Origin of the sequence: Moraxella bovis (assembly GCF_025985205.1) — a bacterium.
In the GTDB taxonomy this organism is placed as follows: domain Bacteria; phylum Pseudomonadota; class Gammaproteobacteria; order Pseudomonadales; family Moraxellaceae; genus Moraxella; species Moraxella bovis.
In genome coordinates, this window is sequence record NZ_CP087840.1 from 2484273 (window position 1) to 2504194 (window position 19922).

21 protein-coding genes and 1 tRNA gene are annotated in these 19922 nt (G+C 45.9%); 4 read left to right on the top strand and 18 right to left on the bottom strand.

The window, feature by feature from the left end; all coding sequences use genetic code 11:
• Positions 1–54: 54 nt before the first annotated feature.
• The 6 genes from infB to LP107_RS12655 all read right to left on the bottom strand — a co-directional run bounded on the left by infB (position 55) and on the right by LP107_RS12655 (position 7116).
• Positions 55–2862 (bottom strand): translation initiation factor IF-2, encoded by a 2808-nt coding sequence (gene infB, locus LP107_RS12630; protein WP_078275287.1) that lies wholly within the window; start codon positions 2860–2862, stop codon positions 55–57.
• Between the two features lie 198 nt (positions 2863–3060).
• Positions 3061–4542, bottom strand: coding sequence for a transcription termination factor NusA (gene nusA / locus LP107_RS12635; RefSeq protein WP_078275288.1), 1482 nt, complete (start codon positions 4540–4542; stop codon positions 3061–3063).
• A 24-nt stretch (positions 4543–4566) separates the two neighbouring features.
• Positions 4567–5064 carry a ribosome maturation factor RimP gene (rimP, locus tag LP107_RS12640; protein ID WP_078275289.1) on the bottom strand — a complete coding sequence of 166 codons (498 nt, stop codon included), beginning with the start codon at positions 5062–5064 and terminating at the stop codon, positions 4567–4569.
• A 106-nt stretch (positions 5065–5170) separates the two neighbouring features.
• Positions 5171–5293, bottom strand: a complete 123-nt coding sequence (locus LP107_RS12645) for a hypothetical protein (protein ID WP_264676074.1) — start codon at positions 5291–5293, stop codon at positions 5171–5173.
• A gap of 208 nt (positions 5294–5501) precedes the next feature.
• Positions 5502–5578, bottom strand: a tRNA-Met gene (locus LP107_RS12650).
• Positions 5579–5883: 305 nt separating this feature from the next.
• Positions 5884–7116: a multidrug effflux MFS transporter gene (locus tag LP107_RS12655; protein ID WP_228157719.1), complete on the bottom strand. Its 1233-nt coding sequence runs from the start codon at positions 7114–7116 to the stop codon at positions 5884–5886.
• Between the two features lie 267 nt (positions 7117–7383).
• On the opposite strand from LP107_RS12655, the gene LP107_RS12660 reads away from it, so the two are divergent.
• On the top strand, positions 7384–8223 hold the full coding sequence (locus LP107_RS12660; RefSeq protein ID WP_078275290.1) for an MFS transporter: 840 nt from the start codon (positions 7384–7386) through the stop codon (positions 8221–8223).
• Between the two features lie 135 nt (positions 8224–8358).
• Here the strand turns inward: LP107_RS12660 and tuf are convergent, their stop codons facing one another.
• The 11 genes from tuf to LP107_RS12715 all read right to left on the bottom strand — a co-directional run bounded on the left by tuf (position 8359) and on the right by LP107_RS12715 (position 17151).
• Complete coding sequence (gene tuf / locus LP107_RS12665; RefSeq protein WP_029102688.1) at positions 8359–9549, bottom strand: elongation factor Tu; 1191 nt, start codon at positions 9547–9549, stop codon at positions 8359–8361.
• Between the two features lie 108 nt (positions 9550–9657).
• Positions 9658–11784, bottom strand: coding sequence for an elongation factor G (gene fusA, locus LP107_RS12670; protein ID WP_078274261.1), 2127 nt, complete (start codon positions 11782–11784; stop codon positions 9658–9660).
• Positions 11785–11905: 121 nt separating this feature from the next.
• Positions 11906–12379: a 30S ribosomal protein S7 gene (rpsG, locus tag LP107_RS12675; protein ID WP_078274262.1), complete on the bottom strand. Its 474-nt coding sequence runs from the start codon at positions 12377–12379 to the stop codon at positions 11906–11908.
• A gap of 153 nt (positions 12380–12532) precedes the next feature.
• Entirely contained in the window at positions 12533–12907 is a 375-nt protein-coding gene (gene rpsL / locus LP107_RS12680; RefSeq protein WP_029102685.1) for a 30S ribosomal protein S12, read from the bottom strand.
• A 152-nt stretch (positions 12908–13059) separates the two neighbouring features.
• The gene (locus tag LP107_RS12685; RefSeq protein ID WP_078274263.1) at positions 13060–13287 is read right to left on the bottom strand and encodes a hypothetical protein; all 228 of its coding nucleotides are present in this window, start codon (positions 13285–13287) and stop codon (positions 13060–13062) included.
• Positions 13284–13487 (bottom strand): hypothetical protein, encoded by a 204-nt coding sequence (locus LP107_RS12690; RefSeq protein WP_143821688.1) that lies wholly within the window; start codon positions 13485–13487, stop codon positions 13284–13286. Before LP107_RS12690 ends, LP107_RS12685 begins: the two co-directional genes overlap by 4 nt.
• 62 nt (positions 13488–13549) lie before the next feature.
• Positions 13550–14041, bottom strand: a complete 492-nt coding sequence (locus tag LP107_RS12695) for a hypothetical protein (protein WP_078274265.1) — start codon at positions 14039–14041, stop codon at positions 13550–13552.
• The gene (locus LP107_RS12700) at positions 14019–14408 is read right to left on the bottom strand and encodes a hypothetical protein (protein WP_143821689.1); all 390 of its coding nucleotides are present in this window, start codon (positions 14406–14408) and stop codon (positions 14019–14021) included. The genes LP107_RS12695 and LP107_RS12700 overlap by 23 nt, the downstream gene beginning before the upstream one ends.
• A 229-nt stretch (positions 14409–14637) precedes the next feature.
• A complete protein-coding gene (locus LP107_RS12705) occupies positions 14638–15033 on the bottom strand; it encodes a lysozyme inhibitor LprI family protein (RefSeq protein ID WP_158079657.1) in 396 nt (131 codons plus the stop codon).
• A gap of 10 nt (positions 15034–15043) precedes the next feature.
• Positions 15044–16081: a hypothetical protein gene (locus LP107_RS12710; RefSeq protein WP_264676073.1), complete on the bottom strand. Its 1038-nt coding sequence runs from the start codon at positions 16079–16081 to the stop codon at positions 15044–15046.
• A 119-nt stretch (positions 16082–16200) separates the two neighbouring features.
• The gene (locus LP107_RS12715; RefSeq protein WP_115368758.1) at positions 16201–17151 is read right to left on the bottom strand and encodes a hypothetical protein; all 951 of its coding nucleotides are present in this window, start codon (positions 17149–17151) and stop codon (positions 16201–16203) included.
• An 83-nt stretch (positions 17152–17234) separates the two neighbouring features.
• Between LP107_RS12715 and LP107_RS12720 the strand changes: the two genes are divergently transcribed.
• Genes LP107_RS12720 through rsfS form a run of 3 tightly spaced genes read left to right on the top strand, consistent with a single transcriptional unit; the run spans position 17235 to position 19143 of the window.
• Positions 17235–18056, top strand: coding sequence for an NYN domain-containing protein (locus tag LP107_RS12720; RefSeq protein ID WP_264676072.1), 822 nt, complete (start codon positions 17235–17237; stop codon positions 18054–18056).
• Positions 18056–18739: a nicotinate (nicotinamide) nucleotide adenylyltransferase gene (gene nadD / locus LP107_RS12725; protein WP_078274270.1), complete on the top strand. Its 684-nt coding sequence runs from the start codon at positions 18056–18058 to the stop codon at positions 18737–18739. The genes LP107_RS12720 and nadD overlap by 1 nt, the downstream gene beginning before the upstream one ends.
• 32 nt (positions 18740–18771) lie before the next feature.
• Positions 18772–19143 (top strand): ribosome silencing factor, encoded by a 372-nt coding sequence (gene rsfS, locus LP107_RS12730; protein WP_078274271.1) that lies wholly within the window; start codon positions 18772–18774, stop codon positions 19141–19143.
• A gap of 29 nt (positions 19144–19172) precedes the next feature.
• On the opposite strand, the gene LP107_RS12735 is transcribed toward rsfS, so the two are convergent.
• Complete coding sequence (locus LP107_RS12735; RefSeq protein WP_228157721.1) at positions 19173–19913, bottom strand: NUDIX hydrolase; 741 nt, start codon at positions 19911–19913, stop codon at positions 19173–19175.
• Positions 19914–19922: the final 9 nt, after the last annotated feature.

Below are 19922 nucleotides of genomic sequence, written 5' to 3' on the forward strand. Positions count from 1 at the left end.
CAACTTATTATCAAAAAACCGCTCACCTTAGGGCAAGCGGTTTTTGTCATGACATCACAGGGTGCGCGCCACTTCGTGAATCTCAAAGACTTCAATCTTATCACCAGCAGCGACTTCATAGCCTTTGACCGCCAGACCACACTCCATGCCTGCCTTAACCTCGTTCACATCGTCTTTGTAGCGACGCAAGGATTGGAGCTGTCCTGTAAAGATGACTTTATCATCACGCAGAACACGGATGGGCTTGTTACGATAAATCGTGCCTTCTTGTACCATACAGCCTGCCGCCGCCCCGAACTTGCTAGAACGGAACACTTCACGCACCTCGGCAATACCCAAGATTTTCTCACGGTGCTCAGGGGCAAGCATGCCACTCATCGCTGCTTTGACATCGTCAATCAAGCCATAAATCACGCTATAATAACGAATGTCAAGCCCCACTTCATCTGCTTTACGCTTGCCGGCATTGTCAGCACGCACGTTAAAGCCCAGCAGAACCGCCTCACTAGACTCCGCCAAGATGACATCAGACTCAGTGATGGCACCCACGCCCGAGCTAATCACACGCACTTTGACTTCATCGGTTGACAGCTCATCTAACGCACTAAGCAGGGCTTCTAGCGAACCACGCACGTCTGTTTTTAGGATAAGATTTAGGGTTTTTGCTTCACTACCCATGTTGGCAAACATGTTTTCTAGACGCATTTTGTTTTGGCGTTCAAGCAAACGTTCACGCTCACGAGCGATACGAAAATCCGCCACTTCACGGGCTTTTTTCTCATCAGAGACCACCAAGAACTCAGAACCTGCCATCGGAGCATCAGGCAAGCCCAAAATCTCCACGGGAATAGAAGGCCCTGCCGACTTGATACGCTCACCATTCTCATCGGTCATGGCACGCACTTTGCCATAGAACTCGCCTGCCAGTACTAGATCGCCTTGTTTTAGCGTGCCTTTTTTGACCAGTAGGCTTGCCACCGCACCACGCCCCTTATCTAGGCGAGATTCGATGACCACGCCTTGGGCAGCACCATCCACAGGGGCGGTTAGCTCCATGATTTCGGCTTGGATACTGATGGTCTCTAATAGTTCATCAATACCCATGCCTGTTTTGGCAGAGACCTTGACCAGTGACGTATCCCCACCCCAAGCGTCCGTGATGATTTCTTTGACTGACAGCTCATTTAACACACGCTCTGGGTCAGTGGTGTCTTTATCCATCTTGTTCATGGCGATGATGATTGGTGTGCCAGCCGCTCGTGCATGGTCGATGGCTTCTTCGGTCTGTGGCATAACTCCATCATCTGCCGCCACCACGATGACCACGATGTCGGTCGCCTGAGCCCCACGTGAACGCATGGCAGTAAAGGCAGCGTGACCAGGGGTATCAAGGAAAGTAATCACGCCACGGTCAGTCTCAACATGGTACGCCCCGATGTGCTGGGTAATACCGCCAGCTTCACCGCTTGCCACTTTGGTTTCACGGATTTTATCCAGTAGTGATGTCTTACCATGGTCAACGTGACCCATGATGGTAACGACAGGCGGACGGGTTTGGACGTTGCCTTGTTTCTCGGTGGCAGCCTCTTGTAGGTCGTCTTCTAGTTGGGTGTTAGACACAGCGATGAAGTTATGCCCAAACTCTTCGATGACAAGGGCGGCGGTGGTTTGGTCGATGACATCGCCCTCACGCACCATCTCGCCCATTTTCATGAGCGACTTGATGACTTCACGCACTTTGACCGCCATTTTTTGGGCAAGGTCAGACACGACAATCTCTTCACCCACTTCAACATTATGGATGATTTTTTCCACAGGCATCTCAAACTTATGTTTGCTTGCTTGTGATGATTTTAATCCACGTGACTTAGGTCTGATTTCAAGCTCTTCTTTGCCTTTTTTCCTACCGCCTTTGGCACGGCTTGATGTACTGCTGGTACCACGCTTAATCTCACGACGCTCTTTTTCAAAAGACTCTTCTAATGCCGCTCCGACCAGACCTGCCGCCAATGGCTCATCTTTACGCACGACCGCACTTGGCACCTCGTCTTTTTCACTATAACGATTTGCCATTTGTTTCATCTGCTCCAAAGTGCGAGTTTGGGCGTCAATGGCAGCACGGCGACGGTTTTCCGCTTCTATCTCACGCAGTTTTTGCTCTTCGGCTTCACGGGCAAGGCGAGCTTGACGCTCTTCTTCGGTCTCGCTCTTGGCAGGTTTGGCAGGTTGTTTTTTAGCTTTGTCTGTCTTGGTCTCTTTTTTGTCAGATTTTACGTCACTCTTGGCAGCTGTGCCTTTTTTGACCACAGATGAGCTGACCACGCTGTCGTCTTTATCGGCTTCATCTTTTTTGGCTTTTTTGACGACCACAGACGCACTGGGCTTACTCTCGCCACCATTTGCACTGCCCGAGTTGGCGCGCATGGCAGCCAATGTCGCCTCTTGGCGCATGGCAGCTTCTTGTTTGGCACGCTCTTCGTTTTGTTTGGCTTCTAGGGCGGCGATGGCTTTGGCTTGTTCGGCTTCACGCTCTGCTTGGGCTTTGGCTTTTTCGGCAGCTAAGTCAGGTTTTTGGATGTCAAACTGCTTTTTCTTGGCACGCACGACATTGATGTTTTGGGCTTTGCCGGTGGTGGTAGTGATTTTTTTAGTGGTGGTGGTTTTTTGAGTCATGCCAATGCGGGTTTTTTGGGCTTGACCATGACTTTGTTTTAAAAACGCCACTAACGTCGCCTGCTCATCGGTTGAGACAGAATCATCTTCGCCACGAGTGGGCAGACCTGCGTCTTTTAGTTGTTTTAAAAGCACGCCAGTGGTAATGTTAGAATCTTTTGCTAATTCTTTTACGGTTTTTGTTGCCATTGGTTTACCTAAATTTGTTTGGTTATCTAATGAATGATTTTATCATAAAATGATGAATTTGGTGAAAATGGATAGGCAGGATGTATTTTGTTCATCCCCACTTTACCCTCCATTTTTACAAGTTGCCAAATTCTCACCAACCAAATTTGGCAACGTCCTTACGTACTCATGACAGTACGCCCCATGACGCACGCATGGTCATTCAAACCATGACTGACGTGCTGCCATAATCAGCTTGCCCGCCAGCTCACTGCCCATGCCTTCGATGTCTTCGATGTCAAACATCGCTTGTTCGGCTAGGTCGTCAAGGGTAATGATGTCACGCTCCGCCAATTTATAAGCAATGGCAGGAGTCATCTCTTCTAGGGCAAGTAGCTCGCCACTAGGTTCTTTGATGTTTTGCTGTTTGATAAGTTCATCATTAATGATGACTTCTTTGGCACGCTCTTGGATGGCACCGATGGTCTCATCATCCAAGCCGTCAATGTCATAAAAAGTCTCAGCAGGCACATAAGCCACTTCTTCGATGGTGGTAAAACCAATCTCCGCCAACGCTTCCGCCAAATCTCTATCCACTTCCAAACGCTCGTAGAACAGCGTGATAATCGCCTCAGACTCGCTTTTTTGGCGTTCTAGGTATTCAGATTCTAGCATCATGTTAAGCTTATAGCCGGTCAAATCAGACGCCAAACGCACGTTTTGACCTTGTGAGCCAATGGCACGAGCCAACTGATCGTTCGCCCCAAAAATGATGTCAGCAGTTTGGTTGTCCTCGTCTAGCACGATACTAGACACGTCCGCAGGCTCCAATGAGCTGATGATGTACTGGGCAGGGTCATCGCTCCACACCACGACATCGATACGCTCGCCATCTAACTCTTGTTGCACCGCTTGGATACGAGTGCCACGCATGCCGATACACGCCCCCACAGGGTCGATACGACTGTCGCCTGTTTTTACCGAGATTTTGGCACGCAAACCAGGCAGACGAGCCACATCACGAATCTCAATAATCCCTTCGCTAATCTCAGGGACTTCTTTGGTCATCAAGGCAACAAGCATCTCATTGCTCGTACGAGATAGCACCAGCTGACTGCCACGCCCATCACGATTGACCTTGACAAGTAGTGCCGTCACACGGCTCTTAGGGCGTAGCATTTCACGGGGCAAGGTTTGGTCTTTGGCAAGATAACCCTCCGCCCCGTCGCCTAAGTCAATGATGTAACCATCACGGCTTGCTTTTTTGACTTCGCCCGTGATAAGCTCGCCCACACGAGCTTCAAAAGCATCGGCAATCAAGGCACGCTCGGCTTCACGGATTTTTTGGATGATGACCTGCTTGGCTTGGGTAGCGGCAATACGCCCAAACTCAATCGACTCAATCTGCTCTTCGATGATGTCGCCAATTTGGTATTCGTTTTCGTCCAAATCGCTAATCGCCTTTTGGCAAGCAGGCATCTCATGGTCTTCATCTGCCACCACCGTCCAGTAGCGATAAGTGTCATAATCGCCTGTCTTACGGTCAATGGCAACACGCACCGCTACCTCGGGTTGGTCGGTGTAGACTTTTTTCTTGGTTGAAAAAACAAGTGCTTGTTCAATCGCCCCAAAAATATCATCAGGGTCAAGCCCTTTTTCATTACTGACGGTCTCAACAACGGTCAAAATCTCACGGCTCATCTTATCTACCTTTTTGGTTAAATTTTAGTCTTGATAAATCAAATTGGCTTTGTCTACATTATCAAAAGCGATGTCAAATTCTAGTTTATCTTCGGTGACCACATTCATGCTCGTCTCACTCGTACTCACCAGACGACCGACGACCTTACGGCGTTTGGTGTCGCCTTGTCCGATGGCGTGAATCAGACGCAAACTGACGGTCTCACCTACAAACATCGCCACCTGCTTGGGGGTAAACAGCGGACGGTCAAAGCCAGGGCTTGACACTTCTAGCACATACTCGCCTGCGATGGGGTCATGCACTTCTAGTACGCCTGAGACTTGGTGATTGACCGCTGAGCAGTCCTCGATGGTGATATGCTCGCCACGCTCACGGGCATCGGCATTTACTTCAATATAAATACGGAGCAGTGATTTACGCCCTTGGGGCATAAACTCAATCCCCCAAAGCTCTACGCCACAAGCGGACACCGCAGGGGCAATCATTTGGGTAAGTTCAGCAATCTTGCTAGATGGTTTCATTTTGGCTTGGTTAATCCTATGTTAAAGCACAAATTAAAAATCAAAAAGAGTTAGGGCGTGTTGAACATTGATAACATTTTATTAGAGTTTGATAAAATTTGATGGTTTAGCCTATTTTTGCATGAAAAATGGCTAAATCTGGTTTTTCTGCGTCAAAAACTTGTCTGATAGAATGACTATCAGCCTGCATTTTTTCCTTGAAAAACGGGCGATTTTTCTCATTTTTCATGGCAAATACCAATATTCAACATGCCCTAAGCGGTTTGGCAAATTGCAAATACAAAAAAACCCACAAAACACGTTGGTGGGCTAAAATCATTGCTCGCCGACATCTTAACCATGTTTAATTTATCAATTTTAAAATTTGATGATAAATTTATGGAAAGATACCTTATTTTTTACAATTTTAAAATAATTTTAAATAAGGATTTAAAAAGTGGTAGCGGGGGCTGGATTTGAACCAACGACCTTCGGGTTATGAGCCCGACGAGCTACCAGACTGCTCCACCCCGCATCAATTTAGAACGCCATTATAACATGGTTTTTGGTATTGTCAAGAGAAAATTTGATTTTCTTTGCGATTTTTATTATTTTTCATGACAAATGTAAAAGGCAGGCGCGCCCTGATTTTTTATAAAATAAATCATCGCCCGTTTGGGTCATTTTCTTACACTCTTTAATTGGATTTGCTAATCCATGCCCCACTCTCAACTTTGTACAGTCCATTGATTTACCAGGGGTAAATTGCAATTCGCCCCCACAATCTGAAAAATAATCATTGAAAAATCAATGGTTCATAAATTTAAATTGAGAGTCGGGTTAATCCATCTTTGACAAATCCATCTTAGGGTCAAGCTGATACAACAAAAACGTCCCAAGCGACACCAGTACCGTGATAACAATACCCAGCTTTAACACAGGACTGACATCAAACAGGCTTAGCAGTAACCCCCCAAAAATCCCCACGCTAAACTGCAATGCGCCTTGCATGGCAGACGCCATACCTGCCCGCTTTTTTTGATACGCCAAAGCGATGGCGGTAGCATTAGGCTGAGTAAACCCAAGCCCTGCAATACAGCAAAATATCGCCATAAACACCAGCGGAAAATACGCAAGCCCCGTCAATGCCAGCATCAGCAGACAACTGGCAGAGACAAGTTGCATGAGAGCCCCAAAGCGTAGCAGCTGCACAAGGCGAAAACGACTGGTCAAAAACTGATTGACCTGCGTTAAGGCGATAAAACCAAAGGCATTCGCCCCAAAAGCGATGGCAAACTGCTTTTCAGACAAGCCAAAATTGACCATAAACAGCTCACTGGAAATGGACAAATAAATGAAAAATGCCCCTTGTAGTACGCCCCCTGCAACCGCAGGAATGATGAACGTCTTGTCCTTGGCTAAGTCAAGATAAGAGGCAAAAGTTTGGCTGATGGGCTTGGTATTGCGATTTTCTGGAGCGAGTGTTTCTTTTAAAAACAGCTTGGTCAAGATGATATTAAATACCCCATAACCCGCCAAAAACCAAAACAGAGCATGCCAGTCGGTAAATCCCAAAATCAATGCCCCCAAACTCGGGGCAAGTATTGGAGCCAATCCCATGACCAGTACCATAAGACTAAACGCCCTTGCCCCCTGTATGGGGTTTAGGGTGTCGCGAATGGCGGCACGGGTTACCACGGCTGTCACACACGCCCCCAACGCCTGCAACGTACGGGCGACAAACAGCACCAGCTCGCTCGTGGTGGTCGCACAGATGACGGACGCAATCACAAATATCGTCATACCCATGTACATGGGTAGCACTCGCCCGACACGGTCAGAAAACGGTCCATAAAACAGCTGTCCAAACACCAAACCAATAAAGTAAAACGGCACTGATTTGGACACCTCGGACACACTCACGCCAAAATCATCCGCCATGGTCGGCAGAGCAGGCAGATACATGTCAATGGCAAGCGGACCGATGGCAATCATCACGCCCATCATCATCACCCACAGGGTGGGAAAGGGCTTGGCGTGTGCGGCTTGGTCTTGGGGGGTATTATGTGGCATATCAATATCACTTATCTTAATGCTGACTGATGGTTATGGTTATTGGTTATTATTATGTCAATCAGCAAAATTTTTCAAAACAAAAACAAATGAGAAAATCCGACTATTTTACCATGATTTGCCCCATTTGACGGTAAAAAATTGCAATACCGACATTGACATTTTAACCTTAAAAATGTTCGCCATATATTGAAAACATTGAAATTGATTAACCCTAAACTTTTTGTTATAGTAACGCCTCTTTATCACCATTTATCATCATACACCATGACCACGCACCAAACCGACCTAGCCTACGCCATTAACCACACGCCCATGAGTGCCTATCAATGGCTCATCGTTGCCTTAGCCGTTATCTTAAATATGCTAGACGGCTTTGACGTGCTGGTGATCGCCTTTACCGCCAAAAGCATTCAAACCGAGCTTGGGCTGACAGGGGCAGAGATTGGCACGCTCATGAGTGCAGGCTTTATCGGCATGGCGATTGGCTCTATGGGGCTGGCTCCGTTGGCGGATAAATTTGGCAGACGTCCGCTACTTATCATCGCAACCGCCCTATCAGCGGTGGGTATGTTGATGACTTATTTTTCGCACACAACCGAATCCATTGCCTTTTGGCGTGTGATAACAGGGCTTGGCGTGGGCGGTATTTTGCCATGCACCAACGTCATCGTGAGCGAATACGCCAACCAAAAATGGCGTGGGCTTGCCATCGCCATTTATGCGTGTGGCTTTGGGGTGGGTGCAATGCTTGGCGGATTGTCGGCGGTCATGCTCCAAGATGAGTTCGGCTTTCGCTCGGTATTTATGACAGGGGCAGTTTTGACAGGGCTGGCACTGGTGGCACTCATCGCCCTACTGCCTGAATCGGTGGATTTCTTAAATCAAAAACAACCTGCCAACGCCCTTACCAAACTCACCAACATCGCCCACAAAATCGGCAAACAAGGCAACTGGCAACTGCCCGCCCAAACTCAATCTGCCAAACTCAAAGCCCCGTTAGCCAGCTTTTTGCCAAAGGTCATTAAAGACCACTCTACTCATTTGGGCAGCGTGATGACTACTTTGACCATGCCATCTACCCTGCGTCAGGTTTTAGTCGCTTAGAAGTCATACTTCATTAACTTCACTCCCCTTTTTCCAAACCCAACTCCCCAAAAACCCAAACCCCCCACCATCTCTGGCAGGGGGTTTGGGTTTGACTTGGTTAGTCTTGTTTGCTGTTAAGCCAATCTTGTTAGATTAGTTCTTAACGTTAGCAACAACACCAGCACCTACGGTACGACCGCCTTCACGGATGGCGAAGCGTAGACCTTTGTCCATGGCGATTGGGTGGATAAGCTCAACACTCATCTCAACGTTGTCGCCAGGCATAACCATTTCAGTACCTTCTTGTAGAGTGATGGCACCAGTTACGTCAGTGGTACGGAAGTAGAACTGTGGACGATAGCCGTTTAGGAATGGCGTATGACGACCACCTTCTTCTTTTGACAGTACATATACTTCTGCGTCAAATTGGGTGTGCGGGGTGATTGAACCGGGCTTAGCAAGTACTTGACCACGTTGAACTTCTTCACGCTTAGTACCACGTAGTAGCACACCACAGTTCTCGCCCGCACGACCTTCGTCTAGTAGCTTACGGAACATCTCAACACCAGTACAGGTAGTCTTGGCAGTGTCTTTGATACCAACGATTTCAACTTCGTCGCCCACTTTGATGATGCCAGATTCAACACGACCAGTTACCACAGTACCACGACCAGAGATTGAGAATACGTCTTCGATTGGCATTAGGAATGCTTTATCGATGTCACGCTCTGGCTCAGGGATGTAGCTGTCTAGAGTGCTTAGTAGCTCTAGGATAGCAGGCTCGCCGTATTGACCTTGGTCGCCATTTAGACCTAGTAGTGCAGAACCTTTGATGATAGGCGTGTCATCACCTGGGAAGTCGTAGTCAGACAGAAGTTCACGTACTTCCATTTCTACTAGTTCTAGTAGCTCTTCGTCATCTACTAGGTCGCACTTGTTCATGAATACCATGATGTAAGGTACGCCAACCTGACGAGATAGAAGGATGTGCTCACGAGTTTGTGGCATAGGACCGTCGGTGGCAGCAACAACTAGGATAGCACCGTCCATTTGAGCCGCACCAGTAATCATGTTTTTAACATAGTCGGCGTGACCGGGGCAGTCTACGTGTGCATAGTGACGGTTAGCAGTGTCGTACTCGATGTGAGAGGTATTAATGGTAATACCACGAGCTTTTTCTTCAGGCGCTGAGTCAATGGCAGCGTAGTCTTTTGCTTCACCACCGTGATGCTTAGCAGCAACGGTTGCAATAGCAGCAGTTAGGGTAGTTTTACCGTGGTCAACGTGACCGATGGTACCAACATTTACGTGTGGTTTGTTACGTTCGAATTTGGCTTTGGCCATGATAATATCCTTTTGATTCGTGCAAACTGCACAAGGTTTTGATAAATGATTGTTTTAGCTTACCACTTATGGACAAACCAAAACGGGATTTAAGTGAGATGATTATGATTACTCATCATCATCTTTGGCAGTGAATTTCTTGATGATCTCGTCTGCCACATTCTTAGGCGTTTCTTGGTATTTGGCAAATTCCATAGAGTAAGTTGCACGACCTTGAGACATAGAACGCATTTGGGTGGCATAGCCGAACATTTCAGCAAGTGGCACTTCTGCACGGATGGCTTTGGTGCCACCAGGCAAGTCGTCCATGCCTTGAACCACGCCACGACGACGGTTAAGGTCGCCCATGATGTCGCCCATGTAGTCTTCTGGGGTCTCAACTTCTACTTTCATGATAGGCTCTAGCAGGGCAGGAGATGCTTGCATGAAGCCTTTCTTGAATGCGATAGAACCCGCCATTTTAAACGATAGCTCGTCAGAGTCCACGTCATGGTAAGAACCATCATATAGGGTCGCTTTAACATTAACGACTGGATAGCCTGCCAGAACGCCGTTCTTCATACGCTCTTGGATACCTTTATCTACCGCACCGTGGTATTCTTTTGGTACAACACCGCCCACGATTTCTTCGGCAAATTCGTATTCCACATCACCTTCTGGATCAAGTGGTTCAAGACGTAGCCAAACATGACCAAACTTACCACGACCACCTGTTTGACGAACAAACTTACCTTCAACTTCAACCGTTTGACGGATGGTTTCACGGTAGGCAACCTGTGGAGCACCGATGTTGGCTTCAACGCCAAATTCACGCTTCATACGGTCAACGATGATGTCAAGGTGCAATTCACCCATACCAGAGATGATGGTTTGACCACTCTCTTCGTCTGTGCGTACACGGAACGAAGGGTCTTCTTTGGCAAGACGACCTAGAGCGATAGACATTTTTTCTTGGTCGGCTTTGGTTTTTGGCTCAACCGCTAGCGAAATAACTGGGTCTGGGAACTCCATACGTTCCAAGGTGATGATGTTGTCATTATCACACAAGGTATCGCCCGTGGTTACGTCTTTTAGACCCACAAATGCGACGATGTCGCCCGCACGAACTTCATCAACTTCGTTTTGGCTGTTGGCATGCATCTCAACGATACGACCGATACGCTCACGCTTCATCTTAACAGGGTTATAAACGCTGTCGCCTTGTTTTGCAACGCCAGAGTACACACGAACGAAAGTTAGGTTACCCACGTATTTGTCATTCATGATTTTGAACGCAAGGGCGGCAAATGGTGCATCATCAGAAGATTCACGGCTACCTTCGGTTTCGTCTTTGTCATCTAGAATGCCTTTGATGGCCTCAACGTCAGTGGGGGCAGGCAAGAACTCGATGACGGCATCAAGCATACGCTGTACGCCTTTGTTTTTAAAGGCAGTACCACAAAGCATTGGCTGGATTTCACATGCTAGTGTACGAGCACGAAGACCAGCGACGATGTCTTCACGAGACAAATCGCCTTCTTCTAGGTATTTGTCCATCAGCTCTTCTGATGACTCGGCAGCTGCTTCAACCATGTTGTTGCGCCATTCGTTGGCAGTATCTACTAGGTCGGCAGGAATCTCGCCATATTCAAACTTCATGCCTTGAGATTCTACATCCCAAATGATGGATTTCATCTCAAGCAGGTCAACAACACCTTCAAAGTTATCTTCTGCACCGATTGGCACAACTACAGGCACAGGATTACCGCCCAGACGGGTTTTAACTTGCTCAACCACACGGAAGAAGTTGGCACCTGTTCTGTCCATTTTGTTAACAAAGGCAAGACGTGGCACTTTGTATTTGTTGGCTTGACGCCATACCGTCTCTGACTGAGGCTGTACACCACCAACCGCACAGTACACCATACATGCACCATCAAGCACACGCATAGAACGCTCAACTTCAATGGTAAAGTCAACGTGACCGGGGGTGTCGATCAGGTTAATGCGGTGTTCTGGGAATTGATCAGACATACCTGACCAAAAGCAAGTGGTCGCGGCAGAAGTAATGGTAATACCACGCTCTTGCTCTTGCTCCATCCAGTCCATCGTTGCAGCACCTTCGTGCACTTCGCCGATTTTGTGGCTTTTACCTGTGTAGAACAAAATACGCTCTGAGGTCGTGGTTTTACCTGCGTCAATGTGTGCAGAAATACCGATGTTACGGTATCTATTTAAGGGGGTTTTACGTGCCATAATTTTTCCTAGAAAAATTGCGAGTAATTGGGTGTCAGTTTGTCATGATAAGACATAATTATGACCGCACCATGACAAACGACTGATATTGTTTGGCAAGCCAAACACGCTTTTAATAAAATTAGAAGCGGAAGTGCGAGAACGCTTTGTTAGCGTCAGCCATACGGTGAACGTCATCACGTTTTTTGATGGCAGCACCTTTACCTTCGGCGGCGTCATTTAGCTCGCCTGCTAGGCGTAGAGCCATAGACTTCTCAGAACGCTTAGCGGCAGCGTCAGCCAACCAACGCATGGCTAGGGCAGTACGACGGGAGGGACGGACTTCCATAGGCACTTGGTAGGTGGCACCACCAACACGGCGAGCTTTTACTTCCACCGTTGGGCGAACGCTTTCTAGCACTTCTTCAAAGAAAGCCACTGGGTTTTCGATGTTACGCTTGGCAGCAACGCTCTCTAACGCACCATAAACGATTTTTTCAGCGACTGATTTTTTGCCGTCAACCATAACGTGGTTGATGAATTTGGCGATGGTTTGGCTGCCGAACTTAGGATCAGGTAGAATTTCACGGGCAGCGACGACACGACGTCTTGGCATAATAGTTCCTTATGTCTTCAGGGTAAATCTGGCATACAATCTTAAAATAAATCAAGCATTTAGCCAGCCTTACTGCATGATTGTGGGCATGGGGTAGATTAACACACATCATCACAAGCCATGCACAGGTTAAATTTGGGTTATTGAGCTAAATTACGCCTTAGGACGTTTAGCACCATACTTAGAACGACCTTGTTTACGGTCTTTAACGCCTGCACAGTCAAGTGCACCACGAACAGTGTGATAACGCACACCTGGTAGATCTTTTACACGACCACCACGGATAAGCACAACGCTGTGCTCTTGTAGGTTATGACCTTCACCGCCGATGTAGCTAGATACCTCATAGCCAGAAGTCAAACGAACACGACATACTTTACGCATGGCTGAGTTTGGCTTTTTAGGGGTGGTGGTGTATACACGAGTACAAACGCCACGACGTTGTGGGCAAGCTTGTAGTGCAGGTACTTTTGACTTTTCAGTAATGGTCTTGCGACCCTTACGGATAAGTTGGTTTGTAGTTGCCATAGGCAATATCTCCCGTTATTAAAATAATGGCTTAAATTAAGCCGACCAAGCCCCTTTATAGGGCTAATATACTATTATACGTGATTTTAAAAGGTGTTGCAAGTTTTATCTTGGAGTCTGTATAGACAGACCTCACTCAACATCCACAACCATCACGACCCACCTTCATTTATACGATATTCAAACAGGTGTTCATCCAACAGTTGCTGATAAACACGAGTACACTTAACACTCCTCAAAGATTCCAATTCACCGCTAGGTAATTTTTTCTCAACATCAACACTAGAATAAAACGTGATTTTTCCGTCTTCACGTGTCAAATCTTTTGGGTCATAAGTGCTGGTAAGATGGTAATGATAATCACCGTTTGTAAACATCATGCTGTGTGCATCATAACGATGAAATACGGGGTGCTTTTGACTATTTTGACCACAACCTTTGCATGCTGTGTGATTTTTAACTCCACTTTACCATTTCTCACAAAGCGATAAATATAATGCGATTTATCAGCCGTACGATGAACGGTAACTTTGGCATTATTTTCTGTTAGGCAAGAGAAATACAGGGTATCTTTTGCCATAGATGCGTGAGAAAATGACAGTAATAGCAATACAATAATAACTTTTTGCATAACAAATTTCTCTACAAATACTCATCAGATAATTGTTTAAAAGTCCTATAACAATAAATGTGTTTATTATAGTCATCACCATTACTGACAATTACGCCACTACGCAAAATAATGTCATCCTCCTCTTTTTCTGGTATTTCAAAAGCAGAAAATATATTATAACCATAATTACCATTAGGAAAAAACATACTTACCCCATTACCACGAAACTGAAGTTGATTAACTCTACTATTTAAACGCATTTGCGTTTGTGTTTGCGTAAGTTTTAATTCAACTTTGCCATTTCTAGTAAAACGGTAAGTATAATTTGGTTCTATATGATGACTGCGATGTATGGTGATTGTGGCTTGATTTTTTAATTGACAAGCGAATATAAGTTGTTCTTGATTAACATCATATTGTGCCACAGAGATTTGGGAAAAGAAAATCAATAATAAACCAATAAATATTTTATTCACAGCATTCAATTCCAGATAAATATTAATGCAACAAACTTTTATCATCAATCTTGCGACAATAATGATAATTACCTCTAAATTGGGCAAAGCATTCCCACTGGCTGTATGGTTTATGCCTGTCTTTTTTAGGAATGACCTGTTTGTTATGATTCATAAAATAACGATAAGCAGGATATTTTGGGTGCACACTCCAACTGCTATCTGTTAATACATTAGCAAATACATGCTTGCCTATCGCCTCCATAGTATAACTATGGTTATCTGCATTATCACTGCCATAATATCCACCAAGCAAAATCGATCTATATCGTTCATCGTCAGTATAAAACAAATCCAATCCTGTTACCCCAAAATAGATATTTAATCGCCAACAATTCATTTCTTGAAAATCTAAATTGGGTTGTTTCATCATACAAACATGATTTTGAGGTGTGGAATTTTCATAATAAACGGTCTGTTTTGCCAATTCCAGCCAGTTGTTAGGTAACTCAGGGGGAGCGGGCTGGCTGAAATATCGCGATCAACAGCAAGACAATGAGACGTCCAAAATACAATTTCATATTTCATCCATTCATTTAATAAAAAACCAAAGCACTAAAAATTCACACTTTGGTTGGATAACTAACACGCCACAACAGTTTCTACTCTTTAAGCGACTGCAACCATTTTTCTGTTTTTTGCAATTCTTTTAATCTGCTCACATGATGTTTATACATACATTCTGCATACATATTACCATAACCAGAACCCAAAGTATCTGGGCTAAATGTACTATGGTATTCACAATCATCTTGAATGAACTGTTCCCAACTTTTATGAGCCACTAATAAAGCGGATTTATTGTATGGATTTAGTTGTCCCATTCTGCGATTGGTTTGGGCAATTTGCAGGGCAAGTTTTTGACGTTTTTGATCAAAGCATTCCCAACGCCCACCGCCTGTACATATTCTTTGGAAGTTATCTTGCTGAGCATAAACTTTAGGAGTGGTAATTAATAAAGTAGAAATGCACAACATTATAAATGAGAGTGGTTTCATACAATCTCCATTAGCGGTATTTAGCAGGTATAACCAACTGAAACTTAGGGGCTTGTTTTGCACCTTTTGCTGTACCATGATAATGCGTATTTTGACCCACACCAAAAACCAACCCTTCCTTTTTAGCTTGCTCCACTACTGCATTACCCCATTGTTCCAAAGGAACTTTGCCAGATTTAACAGGGTTTAAATAATTAACATGTCCCCCTACTATTGATGACATGCCATTAGCACGATCTTTTAAATGGGCTAATACCTGAGCTTGCACTTTTGGTTTGATATCTTTATCAGGCATTTTTTGCACACTACCATAAGCACCTGCATTGCCTGATATCTCACTAAATTGATTCGGTGCATTTATCACTTTTCTCACATCACCCTTTGCTAAAAATGCTCTATTCAGTATCGTATCCACCACACCTGCGGTCTGCTTGGCAAATTGATCATCTGGCAAATTAACAACCACTTCTGTCGATGTAACCTTGATAATATCTATCACGTCTTGTTCAGAAAGTGTTAATTTTGACAATGATTGCACCACCTTCACACTCACCGATTTACTTGCCTTAGGGTCGCACACCCCTTTGGCTTTAATCGTAAAAGTACCTGATTTGGGTGCGGTAAATGAATAAGTTGTGTCGCTTTTGGCGACTTTGATGAGTGTTTTTTCGTTAGTGGCTGTCCATGTTACTTTTTGGTTGGCGGTGATGATAACACGCTCGCCACCTTTGAGATTGGCAAGCTCTTTAATGTTGGTGGCTTTATCATTGAGCGTGCCTGTAAAAGCAATCTCTGTACACACATCATAATAATAACTGTACTCTGCCCCAACCGATGTACCAAAATAATTCCCACCAAGCAAATAACAGACATCCTCATGTTCGGACACCTTCTCAAAGCGACCCTCACCACGCTGGGCGATGAGTGCTTCACAGTGTTGCTTAGGTGTTTGACCTTTTAAAATATCATCTGGCTTGTATTCGTTGCGACCCGCTGCCGAACGACCACCGTAGATAGATTTGAGTTTGGTGCGATACTGCCTTGCCATACAAGCACTCCTAATAAGTTAATGAATGATAGTCATTATCATAACAAACAAATGTAACAAAAACGCTCATCAACTGTTGTTGTTTTGTTATGACATATCATAGAATAACCCTCAGATTTCTAAGAGTTTTCTAGCAACTTTACCGCCACTTTCCTCCCAAAAGTCGCCCTTGCCGTGCCCACCACCTCTTCAAAAAGTTGGTTGTTGTAATGCACCGCCACGCCCACAAAGCCAAGCGTGCACAGATGACGTAGCCAAGCGGTGTTGAATTTGTCCAAATCGGTTTTGTCTAAGTTAAAAATCCCAAAAAATTCCTCCAAATGCTTGGTGTATTGCCCTGCCAAAGGACTTGTGGACAGTGCCAACAGCTCATCGGCAAGCCCTGTATTTTGGGCGTTTTTGAGCACCATTTGCCCAAGCGTCAAGGCGGTGAGCAGTACCTGTTTTTGGTGAATGAGTGTTTCGTCTGTCGCCACCAAAATTCCATAAACCGTACGCACACCGTCATCGCCTTCGATGTCCGCACCATAAATAAGTGCAAGCTCGTACACCGTACACAGCGATACCAACAGCACCCACGCCGTATCCAGAGCCACCCCTTTGACCCCAAGCACCCCAAACACTCCGCCAGTACTGAGCCACGTGCGGTTTTGGTTGATGAGGTCTTGGGCGAATGCCTCTTTTTGGTCGTCCGTCAGCATGGACAACTCGGCAAAACGGGCGTCTTTTTGCAATTTAAAGCGTGCCAAACAGTACGCCCCCTGTGCCAGCTTTTGATAAACATCGTCCGACAAGCTTGCCCACGTCTGGGCAGGGACAACCTTTTTTAACAAATCCAACGCCCCGCCCACACGCCTGCCAAGCAATTCTTTACCAAGCGATGAGCCGAACTGACTGGTGTATTTTTGTAAAGATGGCTTGTCAAACCCTGACAAATCAAGGGCTTCATAAGTCTTGCCAGAAGCATACGTGTCGCTCAAATATCCGCCAATTTTGCCAAACAGACTGAGCTTTTGATAGGAAGTTAATTTTTCTTGGTGCATGACATCACTCCATTTTTCATTCATCATTCACACACCATAGCACACCCACGCCAAAAATACAAAATTATTTCAAAAACCCCACCCTCACTGTGGTATGATTTTGTGGTATAATGGCGGCAATTTACCCAACACTGGCAACCACCATGCTACCTAACGATGCCAATCTTGCCGTCTTGATTGATGCCGACAACGCATCCACCACGTACCTTGAAGCCTTGCTCAGCGAGATTGCCACGCTTGGGCGGGCAAGCGTTCGTCGTACTTATGGCGACTGGACAAAGCCCCAACTTGCCAGTTGGAAAAGCGTGCTGTTGTCGCACTCCATTCAGCCCATGCAACAGTTCGCCTACACTTCGGGTAAAAACGCCACCGATTCAAGCCTGATTATTGACGCGATGGATTTGCTCTATACCGAGCGGTTTGATGGCTTTTGCCTTGTGTCATCTGATAGTGATTATACCCGCCTTGCCCAGCGTATCCGTGAGCAGGGTCTTATGGTGTATGGCTTTGGCAAACAGCATACGCCTAAGCCCTTTATGCAAGCCTGCGACCGCTTTACCTACCTAGAAGTCTTTGAAGAGCAGAAAAAGACCAGTAACGTGGACTTTTATGACTCAGCCGACATGCTATTCTCAGACGATAACCAATTCAAGCCTGTGGACGTGGCGATTGCATTGGTCAAAAACGCCATCGCCACCATGGCAGACGAGCAAGGCTGGGCAAACATCGCCCCTGTCAAAAACTACATCCTAAAAGTGGAGCCTGATTTTGACGCTCGCCTGTTTCACTATGATAAATTTAGCGACTTCTTAAAGGCGTATCCCCGCTACTTTGAGCTGACCGAACGCTACCCCAACGGCGACAATCACAAAGTGGTCTTCGTCCGCAATCGCCGTAACGACCTATTGACTGACGTTGAGTTGACCATTTGATGAGACGGGTGTTTTTGGGGGGCAGTTTTGACCCTGTGCATGACGGACATTTGGCGATGATACGCCTTGTTCATCATCGCCTGTCATCTTTGGGTTTGCCCTTTGTCATCTCGTTTTTGCCCACCGCAGGCAACCCCTTTAAAGGCACACCCACCGACCCCACGCACCGCCTAAACATGCTGTCTTTGGCGTGTGATATATTAAAAAATCAAGACATTACCGCAAGCATTGACACATCAGAAATCCACCAAGCCCCACCCGTCTATACCATAGACACGGTGCGTGCATTGGCACAGCGTTATCCTGATGATGAACGGATTTTTATCATGGGCGGTGATAGTTTGGCAAGTTTGCATTTGTGGAGGGATTATAAAGAGCTTTTGGCGTACGTTAAAATTTGGGCGTTTGACAGAGCTGGCAGTGATGATGTCGTGCCAGATGTTTTGGTAAGAATGACTGATGATTTTGGTAAATTTTTACAAGATGGTTTTTTAAAAGATGATTTGTTAAAAACCAATAACTCTTTTAACACCAAAAGCATTTTTTATGACACATCGCCCGTGCCTGCCGTCTCGTCCACCCAAATCCGCCACGCCCTAACCCAAAACGACAAACCATGTCATTTGCCCGAGCCGATTTTTGCTTATATTAAAACGCACGAGCTTTATAAAAGTGTGCTATAATAGACGGTTAATATTTATTTTATTTGAACATTATGACCACACATAACCTATCCTTAGATGAGCAAATCACGCTCGTAACTACTGCCCTAGACGACCTAAAAGCCAAAGAAATTACCGTGCTGACGGTTGAGCATTTAACCGAGATTGCCGAGCGTATCATCATCGCCAACGCCACCTCAAAACGCCATGTCAAGGCACTCGCCGACAAGCTTGGAGCCGCTGCCAAAGAAGCAGGGCTTATGCCACTGGGGCGTGAAGGCGACAAAGACAGCGACTGGACGCTGGTGGACTTAGGGCGTATCGTGGTGCATATCATGACCCATGAGGCTCGTGAGTTCTACGACTTAGAAGGCTTATGGTCATCGCCAGAATCCCTACAACAACTCGCCATGCAAAAGGCGTGATACACAAATAAAAGGGCGTGATTGCCCTTTTATGTTATGCGATAATACCACTCATGCCCTACCCCAAAGCCAATCTCCATAAGGCTTGATAGTATCCGCCCTGTCAGCCCCCACACGATTTCGGGCGTACCGTCATCATCACAGTCATAGACCCATGCAGGGGTATGCAGTTTGGCGGTACTATTCGTGATTTGACGGTCAAAGACAAAATCCACAGGCTCACTATATAACACATCAAAGGGCAGCCAAAACAGCCGTGCTATCTCATCTTCACTAGGCGTAAGTCTATCCACCACATCAGGCGGTATGCTTGCCACCACAGGACGGACAAGCAAGCCTTTTTTGGAGATTTGCATGGGCAGATACCCCAAAATCTCCACGTCCGCCCGATGTAGTCCCACTTCTTCGCACGCTTCACGCAAGGCGACATCTGCCGATGATATGTCCGTCTCATCACGCTTACCACCGACTAAGGACATTTCCCCTGCATGGCTACTAAGATGATTTGACCGCCTTGTCAAAAGTAGCTTTGGCACAGGTTCGTCTGTGATGACGATAAGCACGCACGCCTGCGGTAAGGGGCTTTCGTTTATCAGCTTATCATACCGCTTTATCGCCTGCTCACGCACAAGCCCTGTCAAAAGCTCATTGTTATCCGTAAAGGGTAAAATATCCGCCCCACGATACTGTGCTAAGGCTTGGGCGAGCGGATAAAAGCGGTGCAAATCTGGCACATTGACTGTTTGTTTGTCTATAAAATCATTTGTCATTTTACTCAT